Annotated in this window: 19 protein-coding genes; 10 read left to right on the forward strand and 9 right to left on the reverse strand. The window is 70.2% G+C overall.

The genetic code is table 11. The features are described from left to right. Positions 1-8 precede the first annotated feature (8 nt). Both D0Z08_RS13775 and D0Z08_RS13780 read right to left on the reverse strand, forming a co-directional pair. Positions 9-1,157 (reverse strand): lipid II:glycine glycyltransferase FemX, encoded by a 1,149-nt coding sequence (locus tag D0Z08_RS13775; protein WP_118925821.1) that lies wholly within the window; start codon positions 1,155-1,157, stop codon positions 9-11. A gap of 31 nt (positions 1,158-1,188) precedes the next feature. Beyond that, a complete protein-coding gene (locus tag D0Z08_RS13780; RefSeq protein WP_118925822.1) occupies positions 1,189-1,995 on the reverse strand; it encodes a deoxyribonuclease IV in 807 nt (268 codons plus the stop codon). Between the two features lie 162 nt (positions 1,996-2,157). On the opposite strand from D0Z08_RS13780, the gene rpsF reads away from it, so the two are divergent. The 5 genes from rpsF to D0Z08_RS13805 all read left to right on the forward strand — a co-directional run bounded on the left by rpsF (position 2,158) and on the right by D0Z08_RS13805 (position 4,727). Beyond that, positions 2,158-2,442, forward strand: a complete 285-nt coding sequence (gene rpsF / locus D0Z08_RS13785) for a 30S ribosomal protein S6 (protein ID WP_118925969.1) — start codon at positions 2,158-2,160, stop codon at positions 2,440-2,442. A 113-nt stretch (positions 2,443-2,555) separates the two neighbouring features. Further along, positions 2,556-3,119, forward strand: coding sequence for a single-stranded DNA-binding protein (locus D0Z08_RS13790; RefSeq protein WP_118925823.1), 564 nt, complete (start codon positions 2,556-2,558; stop codon positions 3,117-3,119). Between the two features lie 68 nt (positions 3,120-3,187). Beyond that, positions 3,188-3,424: a 30S ribosomal protein S18 gene (gene rpsR / locus D0Z08_RS13795; protein ID WP_118925824.1), complete on the forward strand. Its 237-nt coding sequence runs from the start codon at positions 3,188-3,190 to the stop codon at positions 3,422-3,424. A gap of 29 nt (positions 3,425-3,453) precedes the next feature. Further along, positions 3,454-3,900, forward strand: coding sequence for a 50S ribosomal protein L9 (gene rplI / locus D0Z08_RS13800; protein WP_118925825.1), 447 nt, complete (start codon positions 3,454-3,456; stop codon positions 3,898-3,900). A gap of 176 nt (positions 3,901-4,076) precedes the next feature. Continuing rightward, positions 4,077-4,727, forward strand: coding sequence for a hypothetical protein (locus D0Z08_RS13805; RefSeq protein WP_118925826.1), 651 nt, complete (start codon positions 4,077-4,079; stop codon positions 4,725-4,727). Here D0Z08_RS13805 and D0Z08_RS13810 read toward each other — a convergent pair. Both D0Z08_RS13810 and D0Z08_RS13815 read right to left on the reverse strand, forming a co-directional pair. Further along, entirely contained in the window at positions 4,724-5,305 is a 582-nt protein-coding gene (locus D0Z08_RS13810) for a hypothetical protein (protein ID WP_118925827.1), read from the reverse strand. The two genes, D0Z08_RS13805 and D0Z08_RS13810, sit on opposite strands and share 4 nt — an antisense overlap. Beyond that, positions 5,302-6,669, reverse strand: a complete 1,368-nt coding sequence (locus D0Z08_RS13815) for an MATE family efflux transporter (RefSeq protein WP_245993942.1) — start codon at positions 6,667-6,669, stop codon at positions 5,302-5,304. Before D0Z08_RS13815 ends, D0Z08_RS13810 begins: the two co-directional genes overlap by 4 nt. 456 nt (positions 6,670-7,125) lie before the next feature. Here D0Z08_RS13815 and dnaB point away from each other — a divergent pair, with 456 nt between their 5' ends. Next, positions 7,126-8,520, forward strand: a complete 1,395-nt coding sequence (gene dnaB / locus D0Z08_RS13820) for a replicative DNA helicase (RefSeq protein ID WP_425454061.1) — start codon at positions 7,126-7,128, stop codon at positions 8,518-8,520. A gap of 36 nt (positions 8,521-8,556) precedes the next feature. On the opposite strand, the gene D0Z08_RS13825 is transcribed toward dnaB, so the two are convergent. Further along, entirely contained in the window at positions 8,557-9,456 is a 900-nt protein-coding gene (locus D0Z08_RS13825) for an aminotransferase class IV (protein WP_118925829.1), read from the reverse strand. 8 nt (positions 9,457-9,464) lie between these two features. Beyond that, on the reverse strand, positions 9,465-10,205 hold the full coding sequence (locus tag D0Z08_RS13830) for a sulfotransferase-like domain-containing protein (protein WP_118925830.1): 741 nt from the start codon (positions 10,203-10,205) through the stop codon (positions 9,465-9,467). A 155-nt stretch (positions 10,206-10,360) separates the two neighbouring features. Here D0Z08_RS13830 and D0Z08_RS13835 point away from each other — a divergent pair, with 155 nt between their 5' ends. The 4 genes from D0Z08_RS13835 to D0Z08_RS13850 are packed head-to-tail and all read left to right on the forward strand — an operon-like array spanning position 10,361 to position 13,849. Then, positions 10,361-10,699 (forward strand): hypothetical protein, encoded by a 339-nt coding sequence (locus D0Z08_RS13835; RefSeq protein ID WP_118925831.1) that lies wholly within the window; start codon positions 10,361-10,363, stop codon positions 10,697-10,699. 5 nt (positions 10,700-10,704) lie between these two features. Next, complete coding sequence (locus tag D0Z08_RS13840; protein ID WP_118925832.1) at positions 10,705-11,847, forward strand: hypothetical protein; 1,143 nt, start codon at positions 10,705-10,707, stop codon at positions 11,845-11,847. A gap of 23 nt (positions 11,848-11,870) precedes the next feature. Continuing rightward, positions 11,871-12,749 carry a serine/threonine-protein kinase gene (locus tag D0Z08_RS13845; protein ID WP_147381429.1) on the forward strand — a complete coding sequence of 293 codons (879 nt, stop codon included), beginning with the start codon at positions 11,871-11,873 and terminating at the stop codon, positions 12,747-12,749. A 2-nt stretch (positions 12,750-12,751) separates the two neighbouring features. Continuing rightward, entirely contained in the window at positions 12,752-13,849 is a 1,098-nt protein-coding gene (locus D0Z08_RS13850) for a hypothetical protein (protein ID WP_118925834.1), read from the forward strand. 1 nt (position 13,850) lies between these two features. On the opposite strand, the gene D0Z08_RS13855 is transcribed toward D0Z08_RS13850, so the two are convergent. The 3 genes from D0Z08_RS13855 to D0Z08_RS13865 all read right to left on the reverse strand — a co-directional run bounded on the left by D0Z08_RS13855 (position 13,851) and on the right by D0Z08_RS13865 (position 16,118). Next, positions 13,851-14,747, reverse strand: coding sequence for an alpha/beta fold hydrolase (locus D0Z08_RS13855; protein ID WP_118925835.1), 897 nt, complete (start codon positions 14,745-14,747; stop codon positions 13,851-13,853). Further along, positions 14,744-15,427, reverse strand: coding sequence for a winged helix-turn-helix transcriptional regulator (locus tag D0Z08_RS13860; RefSeq protein ID WP_118925836.1), 684 nt, complete (start codon positions 15,425-15,427; stop codon positions 14,744-14,746). The genes D0Z08_RS13855 and D0Z08_RS13860 overlap by 4 nt, the downstream gene beginning before the upstream one ends. Before the next feature lie 88 nt (positions 15,428-15,515). After that, complete coding sequence (locus tag D0Z08_RS13865) at positions 15,516-16,118, reverse strand: hypothetical protein (protein ID WP_182481293.1); 603 nt, start codon at positions 16,116-16,118, stop codon at positions 15,516-15,518. Positions 16,119-16,127: the final 9 nt, after the last annotated feature.

Below are 16,127 nucleotides of genomic sequence, written 5' to 3' on the forward strand. Positions count from 1 at the left end.
AGCCTCCGTCAGCGCCGCGCGAGGTAGATCTGGAAGGCCTTGTAGAGCACCCGGTTGATCGGCAGGTCCCACTCCCCGGCGTACTCGACGGCCTCGCCGCCGGTGCCGACCTTGAACTGGATCAGCCCGACATGGGAGTCGTCGGCGTCGAGGGTGTCGGTGATGCCCCGCAGGTCGTAGACGGTGGCGCCGGCGGCGAGGGCGTCGCGGATCATCGCCCACTGCACCGCGTTGGAGCCGCGCACGTCGCGCTTCTCGGTCGAGGAGGCGCCGTAGGAGTACCACGAGTGCTGGCCGACGCGGACCGCGAGCGTCGCGGCGACCAGGTCGCCCTGGTGGCGGGCCAGCCACACCTTGAGCTCACTGACGGGCTCGGCGGATCCTTCGGGGTTGAGCGCGTCGTACATGACCTCGAAGTAGTGCAGCGGGCGCGGCGTGAAGTGGTCGCGCTCAGCGGTGTGGACGTAGAGGTCGTGGAAGGCCTTGAGGTCGTCCTTGGTGCCGACCGAGACCTCGACGCCCTCCTTGGCGGCCTTCTTGATGTTGCGGCGCCAGAGCTGGTTCATGGTCTTGAGGAGGGACTCCTCGGTGTGCCCATGTGTCCCAGTGCCGTCGGTCCAGGTCAACGGGATCTGGTAGACGAACTGCGGCTGGCCCGCGGCGAAGCCGCCCTCGGCCGCCTGGTGGCGCCAGCCGAGCTCGTGCAGCTGCGCGACGACCCGGGCACCCGCAGCGGAGCGGTCGAGCGGCGGCACCTGGCCGAGACGTCGTACGTCGGGGTCGGCGATGCCGTCCTTGATCTGGGCCGCCGACCAGCGACGGGTGACGACCGGAGGCCCGATCCGTACGGCGAACGCGCCCTGTCCCTTGACGTGGCGCGCCAGCGGGCCGAGCCAGTCGCCCAGCCGGTCGGTCGACCAGTCGATGACCGGCCCCTCGGGCAGGTAGGCGAGATAGCGGTTCAGCTTCGGCAGCTTGCGGTAGAGCACCAGCGCCGCGCCGACGGTCTGGCCGGAGTCGTCGACCCACGCGAGGTGCTCGGCCCGCCACTCGGCCTTGACCTTCGCCCAACCGGGCGTCTGGAGGAAGCTGGCCGTCGGGAGGGTGGCGAGGTAGTCGCGGTGCTCGTCGGCTGAGATCACCCGCATGCTCGGCATGACGTCAGGCTAGCGGGGGTGCAGGTTCGGGCTACACCCGCTCGCGGAGCCAGGCGGTGTCGGCGACGTGTGCTGCGGCCGGGCCCGGCGTCTCGAGGACCACCGGCGCACCGGCGTCGCGGACGATCTGCGCCAGCAGGTCGGGGTCGACCTGGCCATGGCCGAGGTTGGCGTGACGGTCGGCACCGGAATCGAACGCGTCGCGGCTGTCGTTGCAGTGGACCAGGTCGATCCGGCCGGTGATCTTGCGGACGTCTTCGACGATCGTCTCCAGCGGGTTGCCGCCGGCGTGGGCGTGGCAGGTGTCGAGGCAGAAGCCCACCATGTCGGCGCCCTCGGTGCCGTCGATGGCCGCCCACACCCCCGCGATCCGGTCGAGGTAGCGGGTCATCGCGTTGGTGCCGCCCGCGGTGTTCTCGATGAGCAGCGGGATCTTGATGTCGGTCGCCGCGACCGCCTTGCGCCAGTTGTCGAAGCCCTTGGCCGGGTCGTCGTCGTCCTGCACGTGGCCGCCGTGGACGATCAGGCCCTTGGCCCCGATCTCGGCAGCGGCGTCCATGTGCTGCTGGAGCAGCTTGCGGCCGGGGATCCGCTGACGGTTGTTGGTGGTGGCGACGTTGATCAGGTAGGGCGCGTGCACGTAGAGGTCGATCCCGGCGGCCTCGGCGTCGGCGCGCAACCCCTCGGCGCCGCCCTCGTAGGCCACGACCGGCCCCTTGAACGACTGCGGGTTGCCGAGGAAGAACTGCACCAGGGGCGCGTTGCGGGCCTTGGCCTCGGCGATCGGGTCGGTCTGCTCGACGTGGGCGCCGATCCTGATGGCACTGGTCTCGCTCATGGCTCCACCCTAGGAGCCGGCACCGACGATTGGGCCGGCGCCGTACCTCGTTGTTAGCCTGTCTCGTCGCGCTGCTTCCATAGGGGGAGCTGATCGCGATTGCAGAGCCCTCCTGCCACGGAGAGTCCGTGGCCGCCTAGTCCAGAGGAGGTGGAGACCGCTTTGCGTGCATACGAAGTCATGGTCATCCTCGACCCGAGCCTCGACGAGCGCACTGTTGAGCCGTCGCTCGACAAGTACCTCAACGTCGTCCGCAAGGACGGAGGCACCGTCGACAACGTCGACATCTGGGGCCGCCGGCGCCTTGCCTACGAGATCAAGAAGAACGCCGAGGGCATCTACGCCGTCATCAACCTGACGGCCACGCCCGCGACGGTCGCCGAGTTCGACCGCCAGCTCGGTCTCAACGAGGCGATCCTGCGCACGAAGGTCCTGCGTCCCGCTTAGTGAGCCGAGGGCGCTCGCCTGTGGACGAGACCTATCCAATGTCGGTAGGTCAGGACACGATGAGCGCCGACGCACGTCTTACTCACTGATCACGAACGCTAGGGAGACCTGAAATGGCAGGCGAGACCGTCATCACCGTCGTCGGCAACCTTGTCGACGACCCGGAGCTGCGCTTCACCCCGTCGGGTGCGGCCGTGGCGAACTTCCGGATCGCGTCGACGCCGCGCACCTTCGACAAGCAGTCCAACGAGTGGAAGGACGGCGACGCGCTGTTCCTCTCCTGCTCGGTGTGGCGGCAGGCCGCCGAGAACGTCGCGGAGTCCCTCCAGAAGGGGATGCGCGTCGTTGTCCAGGGCCGGCTGAAGTCGCGGCAGTACGAGACGCGCGAGGGTGAGAAGCGCACCGTGTTCGAGATCGAGGTCGAGGAAGTCGGCCCGTCCCTCAAGTACGCGACGGCCAAGGTCACCCGCGCTGCCCGCTCCGGCGGCGGCGGTGGTTACAGCGGCAACCAGGGCGGCGGTTACAGCAACCAGGGCGGCGGCGGCGCACCCGCTGCCGACCCGTGGGCCTCGTCCGGCCCGGCCGGCAGCCCGCAGGGCGCCGGCCAGGGCGGTGGCGCTCCTGCAGGCGACCCGTGGGGAGCCCCGGGCGTCGGCAGCGACGAACCGCCCTTCTGATACATCAACCAACAACCATTCCGCCCCCGTTCGACTGACGCGGGCGGGCTCTGAGGAGGAGCACCACAATGGCTAAGCCAGTCATCCGCAAGCCGAAGAAGAAGGTTTGCCAGTTCTGCAAGGAGAAGGCGACCGGTGTCGACTACAAGGACACCACCCTGCTCCGCAAGTTCATCTCCGACCGCGGCAAGATCCGCGCGCGTCGCGTGACCGGCAACTGCGTCCAGCACCAGCGCGACGTCGCCATCGCCGTCAAGAACGCCCGCGAGGTCGCCCTGCTGCCCTACACGGCCACCGGCCGCTGACGCTGCAGGCTGAGAAGGAGAGAGCAGACATGAAGATCATCCTGACCCAGGAGGTCGAGGGTCTCGGCGCCGCCGGTGACGTGCTCGAGGTCAAGGACGGTTACGGCCGCAACTACCTTTTGCCGCAGGGCCACGCGATCCGCTGGACCCGCGGTGCCCAGAGCCAGGCCGACGCGATCAAGGCGGCCCGCTCCGCCCGCGCCGTCCGCGACGAGGCGCACGCCGCCGAGATCAAGACCAAGCTCGAGAAGAGCCCGGTCGACGTCAAGGTCAAGGCCGGCGAGGGCGGTCGCCTGTTCGGCGCCGTCACCGCCGGTGACCTCGCGGTGGCCATCGGTGAGGTCGTCGGCGAGTCGATCGACAAGCGGACGATCATCCTCGGCAACCCGATCAAGACCCTCGGTTCCCACCAGGTCTCGATCAAGCTGCACGACGAGGTCTCCGCGGCGGTCGCGCTCAACGTGATCCCCGCCTGAACGAACCACACAGAAGAACGGCCGGTCCCGATGGGGCCGGCCGTTCGCGTTTTGGGTGTGGCGCGGGCCGGTGAAGTGCGTCGTACCTGAGCTTTCGGCCCTGAATTCGGCCGAAATGGGGCCGGAACCTCAGGTACGACGCGCTTCTGCCGGCGAGTTGCGCAAGGATCGGCCGCATGGCTTCCCTGCGCCCGTTCCTGCCGGCCATCGCCGTACTGCTCCTCGCACCCGTCCTGGCCGCGTGTGGCGACGACGGCGACGAGCAGGACAACACCCCGCCCAGCTCGTCCTCGCCGTCGCCGCCGGAGTCGTCGGAGCCGACCGAGAAGACCGACGCCACGAGCATCGCGCCGCCGACGGCCACGTCGGCCACGGCCGGCGCCGAGCTGCCGGCCCCGTGCGATGTACTGACGCCGGCGGACGTGGAGGCGGCGTTCGGCGTGGCGTTCGGCGAGCCCTCCCAGGGCGGCGGTGGCTACACCCAGCAGGACCTCGTGTGGCAGAGCGAGGACTGCAACTTCGAGGCCGAGGACCTGGTCGAGGTCGACTTCGCGCTCACCGGCCCGGACGACTTCCGGCAGGGGGAGTTCCAGTGCCCGAAGCCGACCGAGATCGTCGCGACGGTGACCCGGGTCCGGGGCCTGGACGCGGTGGAGGCGTGGTGGAAGCGCGACGAGAACCCGCCGCTCGAGGCCACGTTGCGCGTGTGCACCGAGAGCTACAACTTCGACATCGAGCTCGATTACGAGGACGGTGTGGACTTCCAGGGTGACCCGAAGCAGCAGAGCATCGCGCTCGCGGAGACGGTGCTGACGAACATCGGCTAGGTCGAGTCGCCCTCGGGCTCCGAAGCAGTGGCCGGCTCGGCCTCGGGCGGGGCGCCCGCCCAGGCCTGGCCGGCGAAGACGAAGCACAGGATGACGAGCGCGAGCTGGACGACCTGGGCCGCCACCTCGCCCGCGGGGCCGACCCCGTCCCAGCCGGCGCCGAACGCGAGCGGCGGCGCGGCGAGCACGAAGATCAGCACCATCGCGCAGATGCTGAACGTGCTGGCTCCGGACGTGTGCCGCGCCCTCAGCGCTGCCTGGCTCAGCTGGTGGCAGAGGACGGCGAAGAACGCGAACCGCGGTACGTCGGCCGACCAGCCGAGCGACGGGTCGCTGGCGAACCACCGCGCCACGTCCGGCACCACCAGCGCAATGGACAGGACGAGCGCGAGAGCGCCCAGCACGCGGAGCACCGGGACCCGCCGGTCGTCGAGCGCGCCGCTGAGGCCGTGCAGGCCGATCAGGACGAAGACCCAGCCGAGCGGGTCGGGAAGCGGGTCGAAGGTCCCAGGGTCCGCATCGGTGGGTCCGAGTGCCAGCAGGACGAGCCCGAGGGCGATGGCCTGGAGCGGCTTCATCGGCCGGCCCCGGTCACCAGCCAGCGGTCGCCGGCAGCGCGGCGGGTGAGGGTCAGGAAGCGGCCGCCCATGAACACCAGGGCGAAGACGGCCCACAGCCAGGGCAGGCCACCGCCCACCCAGTCGTCGGTCACCACCGCTGCACCCAGCACGACGGGAGCGTAGCCGCCGAGGACGGCGAGTCCGGCCCAGGCCAGGTACCGTCCGTCCCCGGCGCCGATCAGGACACCGTCGAGCACGAACACCACGCCGGCCACCGGTTGGGCGAGCGCCGCGACGAGCAGCACAGGCACGAGCGCGCGCCGTACGTCGTCGTCCGTCGTGAACAGGACGCCCAGCACCGGGCTCGCCGCCGCCAGGCCGAGGCCGGTGACCACGCCGGTGACGACGCCCCAGCCGACCATTCGCCGGGTGACCCCGCGGGCCGCCTCGGCGTCACCGGCCCCGAGGTGCCGTCCGGTGAGCGCCTGGGCGGCGATCGCGATCGCGTCGAGCACGAACGCGAGGAAGCCCCAGATGGTCATCGCCAGCTGGTGCGTGGCGATGGGGACCGCCTCGTCCGTGGCCGTCTGCGCCGAGAGGACGACGGCGTACGTCGTGACCAGCAGCGAGGCGCGCAGGGTCAGCGTCCGCACGAGCAGGGGTACGCCGGCGCGGGCTGCGGTCCGGATGCCCGGTGCGTCGGGGCGGAGCGAGGCGCCCTCGCGGCGGGCGGCCCGGACCACGACGAGCACCAGTGCCGCGGCACTGGCCACCTGGGCGAGGACCGAGCCGAGCGCGGAGCCCGCGATGCCGAGGTGCGGGAGGGGGCCGACGCCGTACACGAGGAGCACGTTGAGGATCAGGTTGAGCGCGTTGCCGGCCACGGCGACGACCAGCGGGGTCCGGGTGTCCTGGAGGCCGCGCAGGACGCCGGTCGCGGCCAGCATGAGCAGGAGCGGCGTCACGCCGAGCAGGGCGACCCGGAGGTAGGTCTCGGCCTGATCGGCGACCGCCGCGCCGGGACCGAGAGCGGCGACCATCGGGCCCGTGAGCAGGATCCCGGCGACTGTCGTCGGGACCCCGATCGCCACCGCGAGCCACAGGCCGTCGACCCCCTGGGCCAGCGCCGCGTCCCGGCGGCCCGCGCCGAGCTGCCGGGCGACCCCGGCGGTGGTCCCGTAGGCGAGGAAGACGCAGAGGCCGACCAGCGTCTGCAGCACGGTGCCGGCGATCCCGAGGCCGGCCAGCTCGCGGGTGCCGAGGTGGCCGACCACCGCTGCGTCGCCGAGGAGGAACAGCGGCTCGGCGACCAGCGCCAGGAACGCGGGGACCGCGAGCCGCCCGATCTGCCGGTCGTCGGGGGTCAGCCGCGGTCGACGCACCGCTCGCCCCTTGACTGTGGATATCTCTGGGTGATACCGAATCCGGTGATGTCGGGCTGGCTACCAGCAGATGTCGTCTTGGTGAACGAGATCGTCACGGACAAATTTTCGTTCCACAGGTGTGGAATCGCGTTTCCGCAGGTCAGGTGGGGTGTCGATACCGTTTCCGGTCCCAATTCCACAGTCTCCTCCCCAGCCGGTGCACACGGCTGATGCGTGTCGTCCACCCCGCTGCGGTAGTTATCCCCAGTTGCAACGCCACCCTGTGGGCAAGCCTCGATCGAGGACTTCACAGTTGGGCCGAGCACTGCGTAGTTTCAGGGGTCGAGTCTCTCGCACGGCTCATCGATCGCAGTCCGGGACCCTTTGTGGCGGACCCCGGCGCAAGCATGCCCACGCACAGTATTCGACGATCAGTTCGAGATCGAAGGGGGAAGCCGGGTGAGCCTCGCAGAGGTGCCGCCGCCGGACGACGAGTGGGGCGACGGGCCCGCGGCGTATGCGCCGGGCGACGCGCCCTCCTCCAACTACTCGGGGGGCGGCCGGACGCCTCCGCAGGACATGGCGGCCGAGCAGTCCGTGCTCGGCGCGATGCTCATCTCCAAGGACGCGATCGCCGACGTCCTCGAGGAGGTGCGCGGCCTCGACTACTACCGGCCGGCGCACGAGTCGATCCACGACGCGATCATCGACCTCTACGGCCGGGGCGAGCCCGCCGACATGGTGACGGTCGCCGGCGAGCTGCAGCGGCGGGGAGAGCTGCAGAAGATCGGCGGGGCGCCGTACCTCCACACGCTGGCGGCCAACGTGCCGATCGCCGCCAACGCCGGCTACTACGCCGAGATCGTCCGCGAAAAGGCGATCCTGCGCCGGCTGGTCGACGCCGGCACCAAGATCGTCCAGATCGGGTACGCCGGTGAGGGCGAGGTCGACCACATCGTCGACGCCGCGCAGGCCGAGGTCTACGGCGTCACGGAGCGCCGCAAGTCCGAGGACTACGCGCCGCTGAGCGACATCATGGACAGCGTCCTCGACGAGATCGAGGCGATCGAGAACCGTGAGGCCGGCATCTACGGCGTCCCCACCGGGTTCGCCGACCTCGACGACCTGACGAACGGTCTGCACAAGGGCCAGATGATCGTCGTCGCGGCCCGTCCCGCGATGGGCAAGTCAACGCTGGCTCTCGACCTGTGCCGAGCGGCGTCGGTCCACAACAACCTGACCAGCGCTTTCTTCAGCCTGGAGATGACGCGCTCCGAGATCACGATGCGGCTGCTGTCGGCCGAGGGCCGGATCCCGCTCAACCACATCCGCAACGGCAAGATGTCGACGGAGGAGTGGGACCGGCTGGCCCGCCATGTGGCGAAGGTGTCGTCGGCGCCGATGTTCATCGACGACAGCCCCAACATGACGATGATGGAGATCCGGGCCAAGGCCCGGCGGCTGAAGCAGAAGCACGACCTCAAGCTCGTCGTCATCGACTACCTGCAGCTGATGACGTCCGGCAAGAAGGTCGAGTCCCGCCAGCTCGAGGTTTCCGAGTTCTCGCGCCAGATCAAGCTATTGGCAAAAGAACTGGAAGTCCCGATTATCGCGCTTTCGCAGCTTAATCGTGGCCCAGAACAAAGAGCCGATAAACGCCCAATGATGAGCGATCTTCGTGAATCCGGCAGCATTGAACAAGATGCGGATATGGTAATTCTTTTGCATCGGGATGATGTATTCGAAAAGGAATCCACCCGTCCCGGCGAGGCCGACCTGATCGTCGCCAAGCACCGCAACGGCGCCACCCGCGACATCGTCGTGGCCTTCCAGGGCCACTACTCGCGCTTCGTCGACATGGCCCACTGACAGGCAGGCCTGTCGTCGAGATCGCGAACCGAGAGCTCACACCACGGGCGTGCCCTCGGTGGCGGTTCGGGCCGCGTAGGCGGCGGCGAGCTTGGCGACGTACGTCCCGGGGCGTCCGCCACCGATGGTGCGACCGTCGAGGGTCAGGACGGGCGTCACACCACCCATGGTGCCGGTCACGAACACCTCGTCGGCGGAGTAGAGCTGGGTCAGGGAGAAGTCGCCGACCTCGACCGCGATGCCCGACGCCGCGCAGATCTCGAGGATCGTCTCGCGGGTGATGCCCTCCGGGCAGGCCCGGGTGGTGGAAGTGCGGACGACGTCGTCCTTGACGTGGAAGACGTGCGTGGCGTTGGTCTCGGCGACGAACCCGTTGTCGTCGAGCATGAGCGCGTCGTCGGCACCTGCGACGTTGGCCTCGATCTTGGCGAGGATCGAGGTGAGCAGGTTGTTGTGGTGGATCTTCGGGTCGAGCGAGTCCGGACGGTGGCGCCGGACCGAGGAGGTGACCAGCGAGATCCCGCGGTCGTCGTACACCGGCGGCTTGAACTCCGCGAGCACGATCAGCGTCGGCCCGAGCTGGTTGAGCCGCGGGTCCATGCCGCTGGTGATCTTCACGCCGCGCGTCAGCGTGAGCCGGATGTGCACGTCGTCGCTCATCGCGTTGGCGGCCAGGACGGCACGGATCCGCTCGGTGATCTCCTCCTCGGACGGGATTGTTGCGAAGGCGAGCGCCTGGGCCGACCGCCTCAGCCGCGCCAGGTGCGCGGCGAGCTTGAAGATCCGGCCGCCGTGCAGCCGTAGCCCCTCCCACACCGCGTCTCCGCCCTGGACGACCGAATCGAACGGGCTGATGCCGGCCCGGTCCCGGTGGACCAACCGGTCGTCGATCCCGACGACCAGGTCGCGGTTGCGCTCGTCGAAGGTCTGCAGCATCAGGACTCCTAGGCAGAGAGACGGTAGGGCGTCAGTGCGTCGTAGTACGGGCGACACCGTTCGAGCAACGGGGCGAGACGGTCGGGCAGTGGGTCGCCCGAGCCCGGAGAGTACGGCGAAAAGCCGGTCGATGCCTCGACACCGCCGTACCAGTGCGGCGCCCACACGCCGTCAGTGTCCCGCGGTCCGGCAGGCCAGGAGAGCATCGCCTCGTCGAAGCCGATACCGAGCGCGTCGCACAGCAAGGTGAGCGTCCCCCGAGGGTCGCGCAGGACGTCGGCCGCATCGACCACCGGCCCGCCGAAGGTCTCGAACAGCTCCAGCTGCTGAGGGAGACCGAGGTCGTCCACCGTCGGCTCGTGGCGGACCTTGGCGTAGGACGTCAGCACCCGCTCGGGGTCGCGGACCAGGAACGCGTGCCGCAGCGAGGCCAGCGGCTGGCGCGGGAACGCCGGAAGCAGGTGGTGGGTCATGTGCTTCTGGTACTGCATCGGCGTCGGCACCGACCCGCCAGTGAGGTCGGCGAGGACGATGGCGGGATCGGTCGGCTGAGAGGCAATGACGTCGTCCCGGCCTGGATGGTCAAGACCGGTCGCGGCGAGGTACGCGGCGTACAGCGGCTCGTCGACCACAGAGCAGTCAGCGCGGTTCTCGAAGCTGCGCATCAATGCGGTGGAGAGGTTCCGCGGGCCCGACCACATCGCGATCCGCACCGATCGCCGTTGGTCCTCGCTCAGGTCCTCGCTCATCGGCAGAGTGTGCCTCATTCTCCCTGTGTCGGGCAGTCCGGGGAGCCGCCGCCCGCAGCCCGGCCACACGGAAACCCGGCGAGCTTGACCTCGGTCGAGGTGGGTGCCGCAACGGATGACGTTTGGCTTCTGGCAGAGGGGAGAGAAGCGCGAGCATGGGTCGGGACGACGGCGGCGGCTACAACACGCCCTACATCGATGTCGACGTCACGTCGATGCGCGACGCCGCCGAGGAGCTGGCGGGTACGGCGAACCGGCTCGTCGACCATGTCGACGAGCTGATGGACAAGGCGGCTCTGCCGCTGGGGACGTTCGCCCCGGACGCCGACGTCTACCGCGCGTACGCGTTCTGGTGGGGCCGCTGGTCGGCGCTGCTCGAGACTGCAGAGCCGGCGATCCGCGGTGCGGCGACCACGACCGCCAAGGCCGCCGACGGCTTCGCCACGGTCGACGCCAGCGGGCACATCGACATCACCCTCCCCGGGGGCGGGTGAGCCCGATGGACTCCGAGACCGAGGCGATCGTCCTCTCGCGCATCAACCATGCGGACGGAGACGGCCTGATCCGTGCCGCGGACGGGATGGACACCGCCTACAAGCAGTTCTGGAACGCGCGCGGCCGGGTGGCCGGCGTTCGCGTCGACCTCGTCAACCAGTGGGACAGCGCGAGCGGTCGCACCATGCTCGACTACCTCGAGACCGTCGACGGCGCACTGGCGCAGGTGGGAGGCCAGCTCTCGATCATGCCCGAGAAGCTGCGCGCCCACGGACGCCTCATCAACACCACGCGCGCCTCCCTCCGCGACCTGATCGTGCAGGGCTACCAAGACCCCCTGTCCGTCAGCGGCTCAGACATCGACGTCCTGCTTCAGGGCTTCCTCGACTCCGAGCGGGCTCTCACCAGTGACCTGTGGACGTACGGCGCCCTCGCCCCGGGCGGCATCCCGCTGCCCGAGCCGCCGCCGCGACCACCGGGGAACTGGAAGACCTTCCTCTTCGGCGACGGCTACCCGGCCGGCTGGTACTGGCTCGGCGCTGACGGCAAGTCGCCCGACCCCGACGACTACGGCTTTGGTGAGGACTTCGATCCCGGCGCGTTCGACCCCGAGCACCCGCGGTACGGCTACGACGAGTGGGGAAACCTGGTCCCGGCGTACCAGGCCGCGATGCCGGTGCCCATGCACATCCAGGAAGCCAGCATCGGGGGCGGGCTGCTCAAGCTGCTCGGCAAGGCCGCCAAAGGTGCCGGTGTCACCTCCAGCGGTGCTCGTGCGATCGCCCAGAACGCCGACGACCTCGCTGCGCTGGTCCGCGGCAGCTACGGCTGGCGCCCCAGCCACATCGACCGACACATCCGCGAGTGGTACCGGCTGGCGGACGACGCCCCGGTCCAGCCGTGGATGCGCGACGAGTACCTCGATCTGGTCGTCCAGGCCGGCATCAAGCAGGGCAAGGTGTTCCAGTGGAGCCTGCGGGGCGAGTCCGGGGCGCAGTCGACGTACTCGGTGCTGCGCTACACCAACGGCCGGTGGCTGGTCTCGCAGTACTACGCCAACGGCGCCCGTGCCGGTGAGTTCGCCACGGCCTTCGAGCCGACCGCACGACAGCTCGCGCGGATGCTGCAGCAGGCCGCGATCCGGTGAGGCGCGGACCGACCCTGACCTGCGTGCTGTTCGACCCGGCGCGGGGCACCGCAGCACTGCGCGCCGCCACCGAGGACGCCGCTACTCGTTCAGGGCTGCCGACGTCGATCGAGGATGGCGCCGAAGAGGGGCTCGTGCAGCTGCACGTGTGGGTAGGCGGCCTCGGGCTCGGGCTGCCCGACGACCGGCCGGAGGCATGGGCCGAGCTCGGCCTCGCGCTCGGAGCGGTGGTCGTCACCGTCGACCCGGCGCTCGCACTCGCGGCCCCCGAGTGGGGGGCGGGCTCTCTCGCGGACCCCGACCCTGACGAGCTAGCGCCCGGGCTGCGTTCGGGCCGTGCCCGACGCCGCCGCGCCGACACCGCCCGCGCCGAGCGATTCACCCACCTCGCCGACCGAGAGGTTGTGCGGGCGGACGACGACGGCTGGGTGTGGGCAGCGACCGGTGCCGTGCCGCTGTGGGCCGCACCCCCGGTCGAGGCGGACCGGCTCGTGCCGGCTGTGTTCCACGCCTGGTGGGGCCGCCGTCCCGACCAGGCAGCGCCGGTGGGGCCGCGGCTCCGCCTCGCCTCGCGGGATCCCGACCCGGACCTGGCGACCGCGCTCGCGGCCGCGCTCCCCGCGGGTTGGTCGAGCGAGCCCACGGCCCCTGACGCGGCGGTCGCCACCCCGCCGGAATGGGCGGACCCGGCGTCGTTGCGTGAGGTCCTCGCCGAGGTCGCCCTGCTCATCGAGCCGCGTTGGGCGCTCCTGCGCGATCCCGACGTCCTGTGGCTCTCCGCCGCGCCCGACCAGACCGGCGGCCTGCAGATCACCCCGCTGGCCGGGTACGGCGTCCTCGTCGAGGGCCCCTACCCTCGACTCGAGCGCCTGCTCGATGTCCCACCGCCGGGGAGGATCTGACCATGCGCGGACCCGTCGCTTCGGTGACCTGTCACGACGCCGATCGCGCCGACCTGGCCGCACGGCTGCGCGCCGCCGCATCGGACGCGGGACTCACCGGTTGGGTGACCGACGCCGCCGGCACCGACGGCTCCGTCGCCGTCCTCGAGGTCGCGGTGGGGGACCTCGGCCTCGGCCCGGTCGACCGCGCCGAGGGTTGGACGGCGCTGTCGCGGCAGCTCGGAGGCGTGCTCGACGAGGTCGTGCCGACGATCGCGCTCGGCGGGTTCAGTCCCGTGCTGGATCTCGACGAGCCGGCCTGGCAGGTCGACCGGCTGCAGTGGTGCAGCGGCCGCGTCGACGTCGCCCGGCTCGACGCCGACCAGATCGCGAGGTTCAACGCGCTGGCCGGCGAGCGGCTCGTGGAGGTGCGCGACGGCGCCGTCCGCTGGGCGACGCCGCCGGGGGTGCCGCTGGGCGTCGACCTGCTCGACGTGGCACCGCTCGGGCTCGCCGCAGCGACCTACGAGGCCTGGACCGGCGAAGCCGCCGACCTCGAACCACCCGCCGGCGACGTCGACGACGTGAATGACCCGGTGCTCTGGTGCTGGACCGACGGTGACCCTGCCCAGCTGGCCGCCGCGGTCGTCGCCGTACTGCCCGAACACGAGGTCGACGCCGAGCAGGAGTACGGCGGCGCGCTGTCGCCGGTCGTCGTCCGACCACCAGCGGGTCGCATCGACCAGGCCGACCTCCTGGACGACCTGCGGACGGTGGCCGCGGCCGGTGAGCCCGGGTGGGTGGGACTGCTCCCGCGCGGCGGCTTCCTACCGCCGGGGGTCGCGCCGGAGCTCCCCGAGTCGGGCGTGATCGACCACCTCTGGCTCCGCCGCGAGTGGGCCGGCGACCTGCTCACGGCCGTCGCCGACGCCCTGGCGGATGCGCCGACCGAGGACGTCGCCGGCGGCGTGCTGTTCATCACCGGACCCGATCCGCGCGGACCCGGCACCGCCGACCTCGTATGGACCCCGATGGTGCGTTACCAGCGCCTGGTGGCGGCCGCCGCCCTGCTCGGCGAGCGACTGCGCGCCGACACCGCGGGGCCCGAGATCGTGATCTGACTCATCCGGCGGCCAGGTCAGCCCACCAGGCTTCGATGGCGTTGCTGAACTCCGCCGGTGCGTCGGACTGGCCGAAGTGGCCGACTCCATGAAGCACGGTCGTGGTGTGGTGGGGGAAGGTCGCTTCGAGGCGTTCGCGGTACTTGTCGGTGAAGATCGGATCTGAGTCGGACCACAGGATCAGTGTCGGCAGGTCCTTGCGGGCGCCGAGCTGCTCCGCGAGATCGGTGAAGAACGCGCGAGCACCGACGAGCTCGCCGGGAAGTACGGCGGCGGCGTGGCGACGAGCCGATGTACGCATGGGCTCGCGGTAGTGCGCCATCTCGGCCTCGGACAGCTTCCGGCGCTTGTGGGCTGCTGGGATGAAGTACTTGCCGAGCAGGTCGAGCCGCTTGACCAGCGCGCGTCCGACCGGGTTCCCCATGCCGCGGGAGAACAGCTCGCTGGACGGGTCGCCGTTCAGCGGCCATGCCCAGGTGTTGCTCAGCACGAGGCGCTCGAACATCTCGGGCCGCTGCTGGGCGGCGTACAGGCCGAACGGTCCACCCCAGTTGTGGGCGACCAGGGTCAGCCGCGACAGACCCAGGTGGTCGAGGAAGGAGACGAGCAGCTCGGTGTGGTCCTGGGCCAGGTACCGGTAGTCCGGGGCGCCCGTGGAGAGGCCGAACCCCGGAAAGTCCATGGCGATGCACCGGAACCGGTCCCGCAGGGAGGCGATGACCTCGCGATACACGAACGACCAGACCGGGTTGCCGTGCAGCATCAACAGGATCGGTCCCGATCCCTCGTCGACGTAGTGCACGACGTTGCCATCCAGCTCGACGAAGCGGCTCTCGAACGGGAAGAGCTCGTCGTCGACCCACGCCGGACGTGTGCCGGGGGCCTGCTGTTGCGTCATGCGGGGATCTCCTTCGTGATAGCGGTGTCGATGCCCGTCGCCCTCGGGCCGTCGTACCGCAGCCTCTTCAGTGGCGCGGTCGACCCTTCGGTCTCCAGTCCCAGCTCGCGAGCGAGTGGCAGCTCGAGCTGCCCGGTGAGGACGCCGAGCACGAGCTGTGCAGCGCCGGCGAGGACGAGGTCGGCTTCGCGTGGTGCGGTGAGAGTCGTCCGTACCTGGCCCCCTGCCAGCTCGATGAAGACCGGTCGGTCCCCCGTACGGGTCTCGATGACGGCCGGCGGTCCATCCGGGTCCGTGTCGTCAAGGAGCTCGGAGACCGGGAGTGCCAGCCAGTGGCCGCGGAACTGCTCATCGTCGCTGGTGGGGTCGGCCATGTAGCGGGCCCCGAAACGCACGAGCTCGCGGACGACCGGCTCGAGCTCTCGCCCGACGTCGGTGAGGTGGTACAGCGTCGTAGCCACCGGCGGTGGCGCCTGTTCCCGCCGTACCAGCCCCTTGGCCTCGAGCTGCTTGAGCCGGTCGCCGAGCAGGTTGGTGGAGATGCCGGGCATTCCGTTGAGCAGGTCGGTGTAGCGGCTGCCGCCCTGGAGGAGAAGCTCGCGAACGACCAGGAGCGTCCAGCGGTCGCCGACGACGTCGAGAGCCTTCGCGACGGAGCAGTACTGGTCGTAGGAGCGCACCTTCCGAACGCTAGCCGTGCGGTACTTGAGTTTCAATAGTTTGTACTTGAGTTATTGAGGCAGTGCTCCGGGAGTGACAGCGCGGTCGCTACCGGTGGAGACGCCGGTCCACGGCGACCCAGTTCGTCTCCCACGTCGCGCCGCCGTCGTCGGAGTACGCCTGCTCGAACCGGGCCTTGACCGGTCCCGGGCGGAAGATCAGGAAGCGCACCTCGATCGGTCGTCCGTCGAGCTGGTCCTTCCCGTAGAACTCGCCCACCCCGTCATGGAACCCGCCGTACACCGAGGACGTGAGCAGGCCGTCGCGCAGGTTGACGAACGTCGAGCTCCACCGATCGGCCTGGGCCTCGTAGAGCCGGAAGTTGAGCGCCTCGATCCGACCCGCCTCGCCGGAGACGTCGAGCTCGACGACGTTCGCGCGCCCGTCCATCAGCGGCTTCACCACGCTCGTGCCACGAAACCGCAGCCACTCCTCCGATCCGGAGAGCGGGTCGGCCAGCACCCGCACGTCGGACCGCCAGACGCCGAGCTCCCAGTCGAAGTCGTGCTGTCCGTCGGCGGAGTCGGCCGGGTCGGCAGGGTTGGGCGCCGAGGCCTCGACGGTGCTGGCCGTCACCGTCAGCAGGACGGCCGCAAGGCAGGCGACCAGGATCCGCTTGTGTGTCAGGGTTCTTGCCGGAGAGAGGTTCATAGAGCGAGC

Origin of the sequence: Nocardioides immobilis (assembly GCF_003515065.1) — a bacterium.
In the GTDB taxonomy this organism is placed as follows: Bacteria; Actinomycetota; Actinomycetes; order Propionibacteriales; family Nocardioidaceae; genus Nocardioides; species Nocardioides immobilis.

Bases quoted from the DNA above. Each gene is read 5' to 3' on its own strand.
- D0Z08_RS13790 (WP_118925823.1), top strand. From the start codon at position 2,556: ATGGCAGGCGAGACCGTCATCACCGTCGTCGGCAACCTTGTCGACGAC.
- D0Z08_RS13775 (WP_118925821.1), bottom strand. From the start codon at position 1,157: ATGCCGAGCATGCGGGTGATCTCAGCCGACGAGCACCGCGACTACCTC.
- D0Z08_RS13865 (WP_182481293.1), bottom strand. From the start codon at position 16,118: ATGAACCTCTCTCCGGCAAGAACCCTGACACACAAGCGGATCCTGGTC.
- D0Z08_RS13780 (WP_118925822.1), bottom strand. From the start codon at position 1,995: ATGAGCGAGACCAGTGCCATCAGGATCGGCGCCCACGTCGAGCAGACC.
- D0Z08_RS13810 (WP_118925827.1), bottom strand. From the start codon at position 5,305: ATGAAGCCGCTCCAGGCCATCGCCCTCGGGCTCGTCCTGCTGGCACTC.
- D0Z08_RS13830 (WP_118925830.1), bottom strand. From the start codon at position 10,205: ATGAGCGAGGACCTGAGCGAGGACCAACGGCGATCGGTGCGGATCGCG.
- D0Z08_RS13850 (WP_118925834.1), top strand. From the start codon at position 12,752: ATGCGCGGACCCGTCGCTTCGGTGACCTGTCACGACGCCGATCGCGCC.
- rpsR (WP_118925824.1), top strand. From the start codon at position 3,188: ATGGCTAAGCCAGTCATCCGCAAGCCGAAGAAGAAGGTTTGCCAGTTC.
- rplI (WP_118925825.1), top strand. From the start codon at position 3,454: ATGAAGATCATCCTGACCCAGGAGGTCGAGGGTCTCGGCGCCGCCGGT.
- D0Z08_RS13840 (WP_118925832.1), top strand. From the start codon at position 10,705: ATGGACTCCGAGACCGAGGCGATCGTCCTCTCGCGCATCAACCATGCG.
- D0Z08_RS13805 (WP_118925826.1), top strand. From the start codon at position 4,077: ATGGCTTCCCTGCGCCCGTTCCTGCCGGCCATCGCCGTACTGCTCCTC.
- D0Z08_RS13825 (WP_118925829.1), bottom strand. From the start codon at position 9,456: ATGCTGCAGACCTTCGACGAGCGCAACCGCGACCTGGTCGTCGGGATC.
- D0Z08_RS13835 (WP_118925831.1), top strand. From the start codon at position 10,361: ATGGGTCGGGACGACGGCGGCGGCTACAACACGCCCTACATCGATGTC.
- D0Z08_RS13855 (WP_118925835.1), bottom strand. From the start codon at position 14,747: ATGACGCAACAGCAGGCCCCCGGCACACGTCCGGCGTGGGTCGACGAC.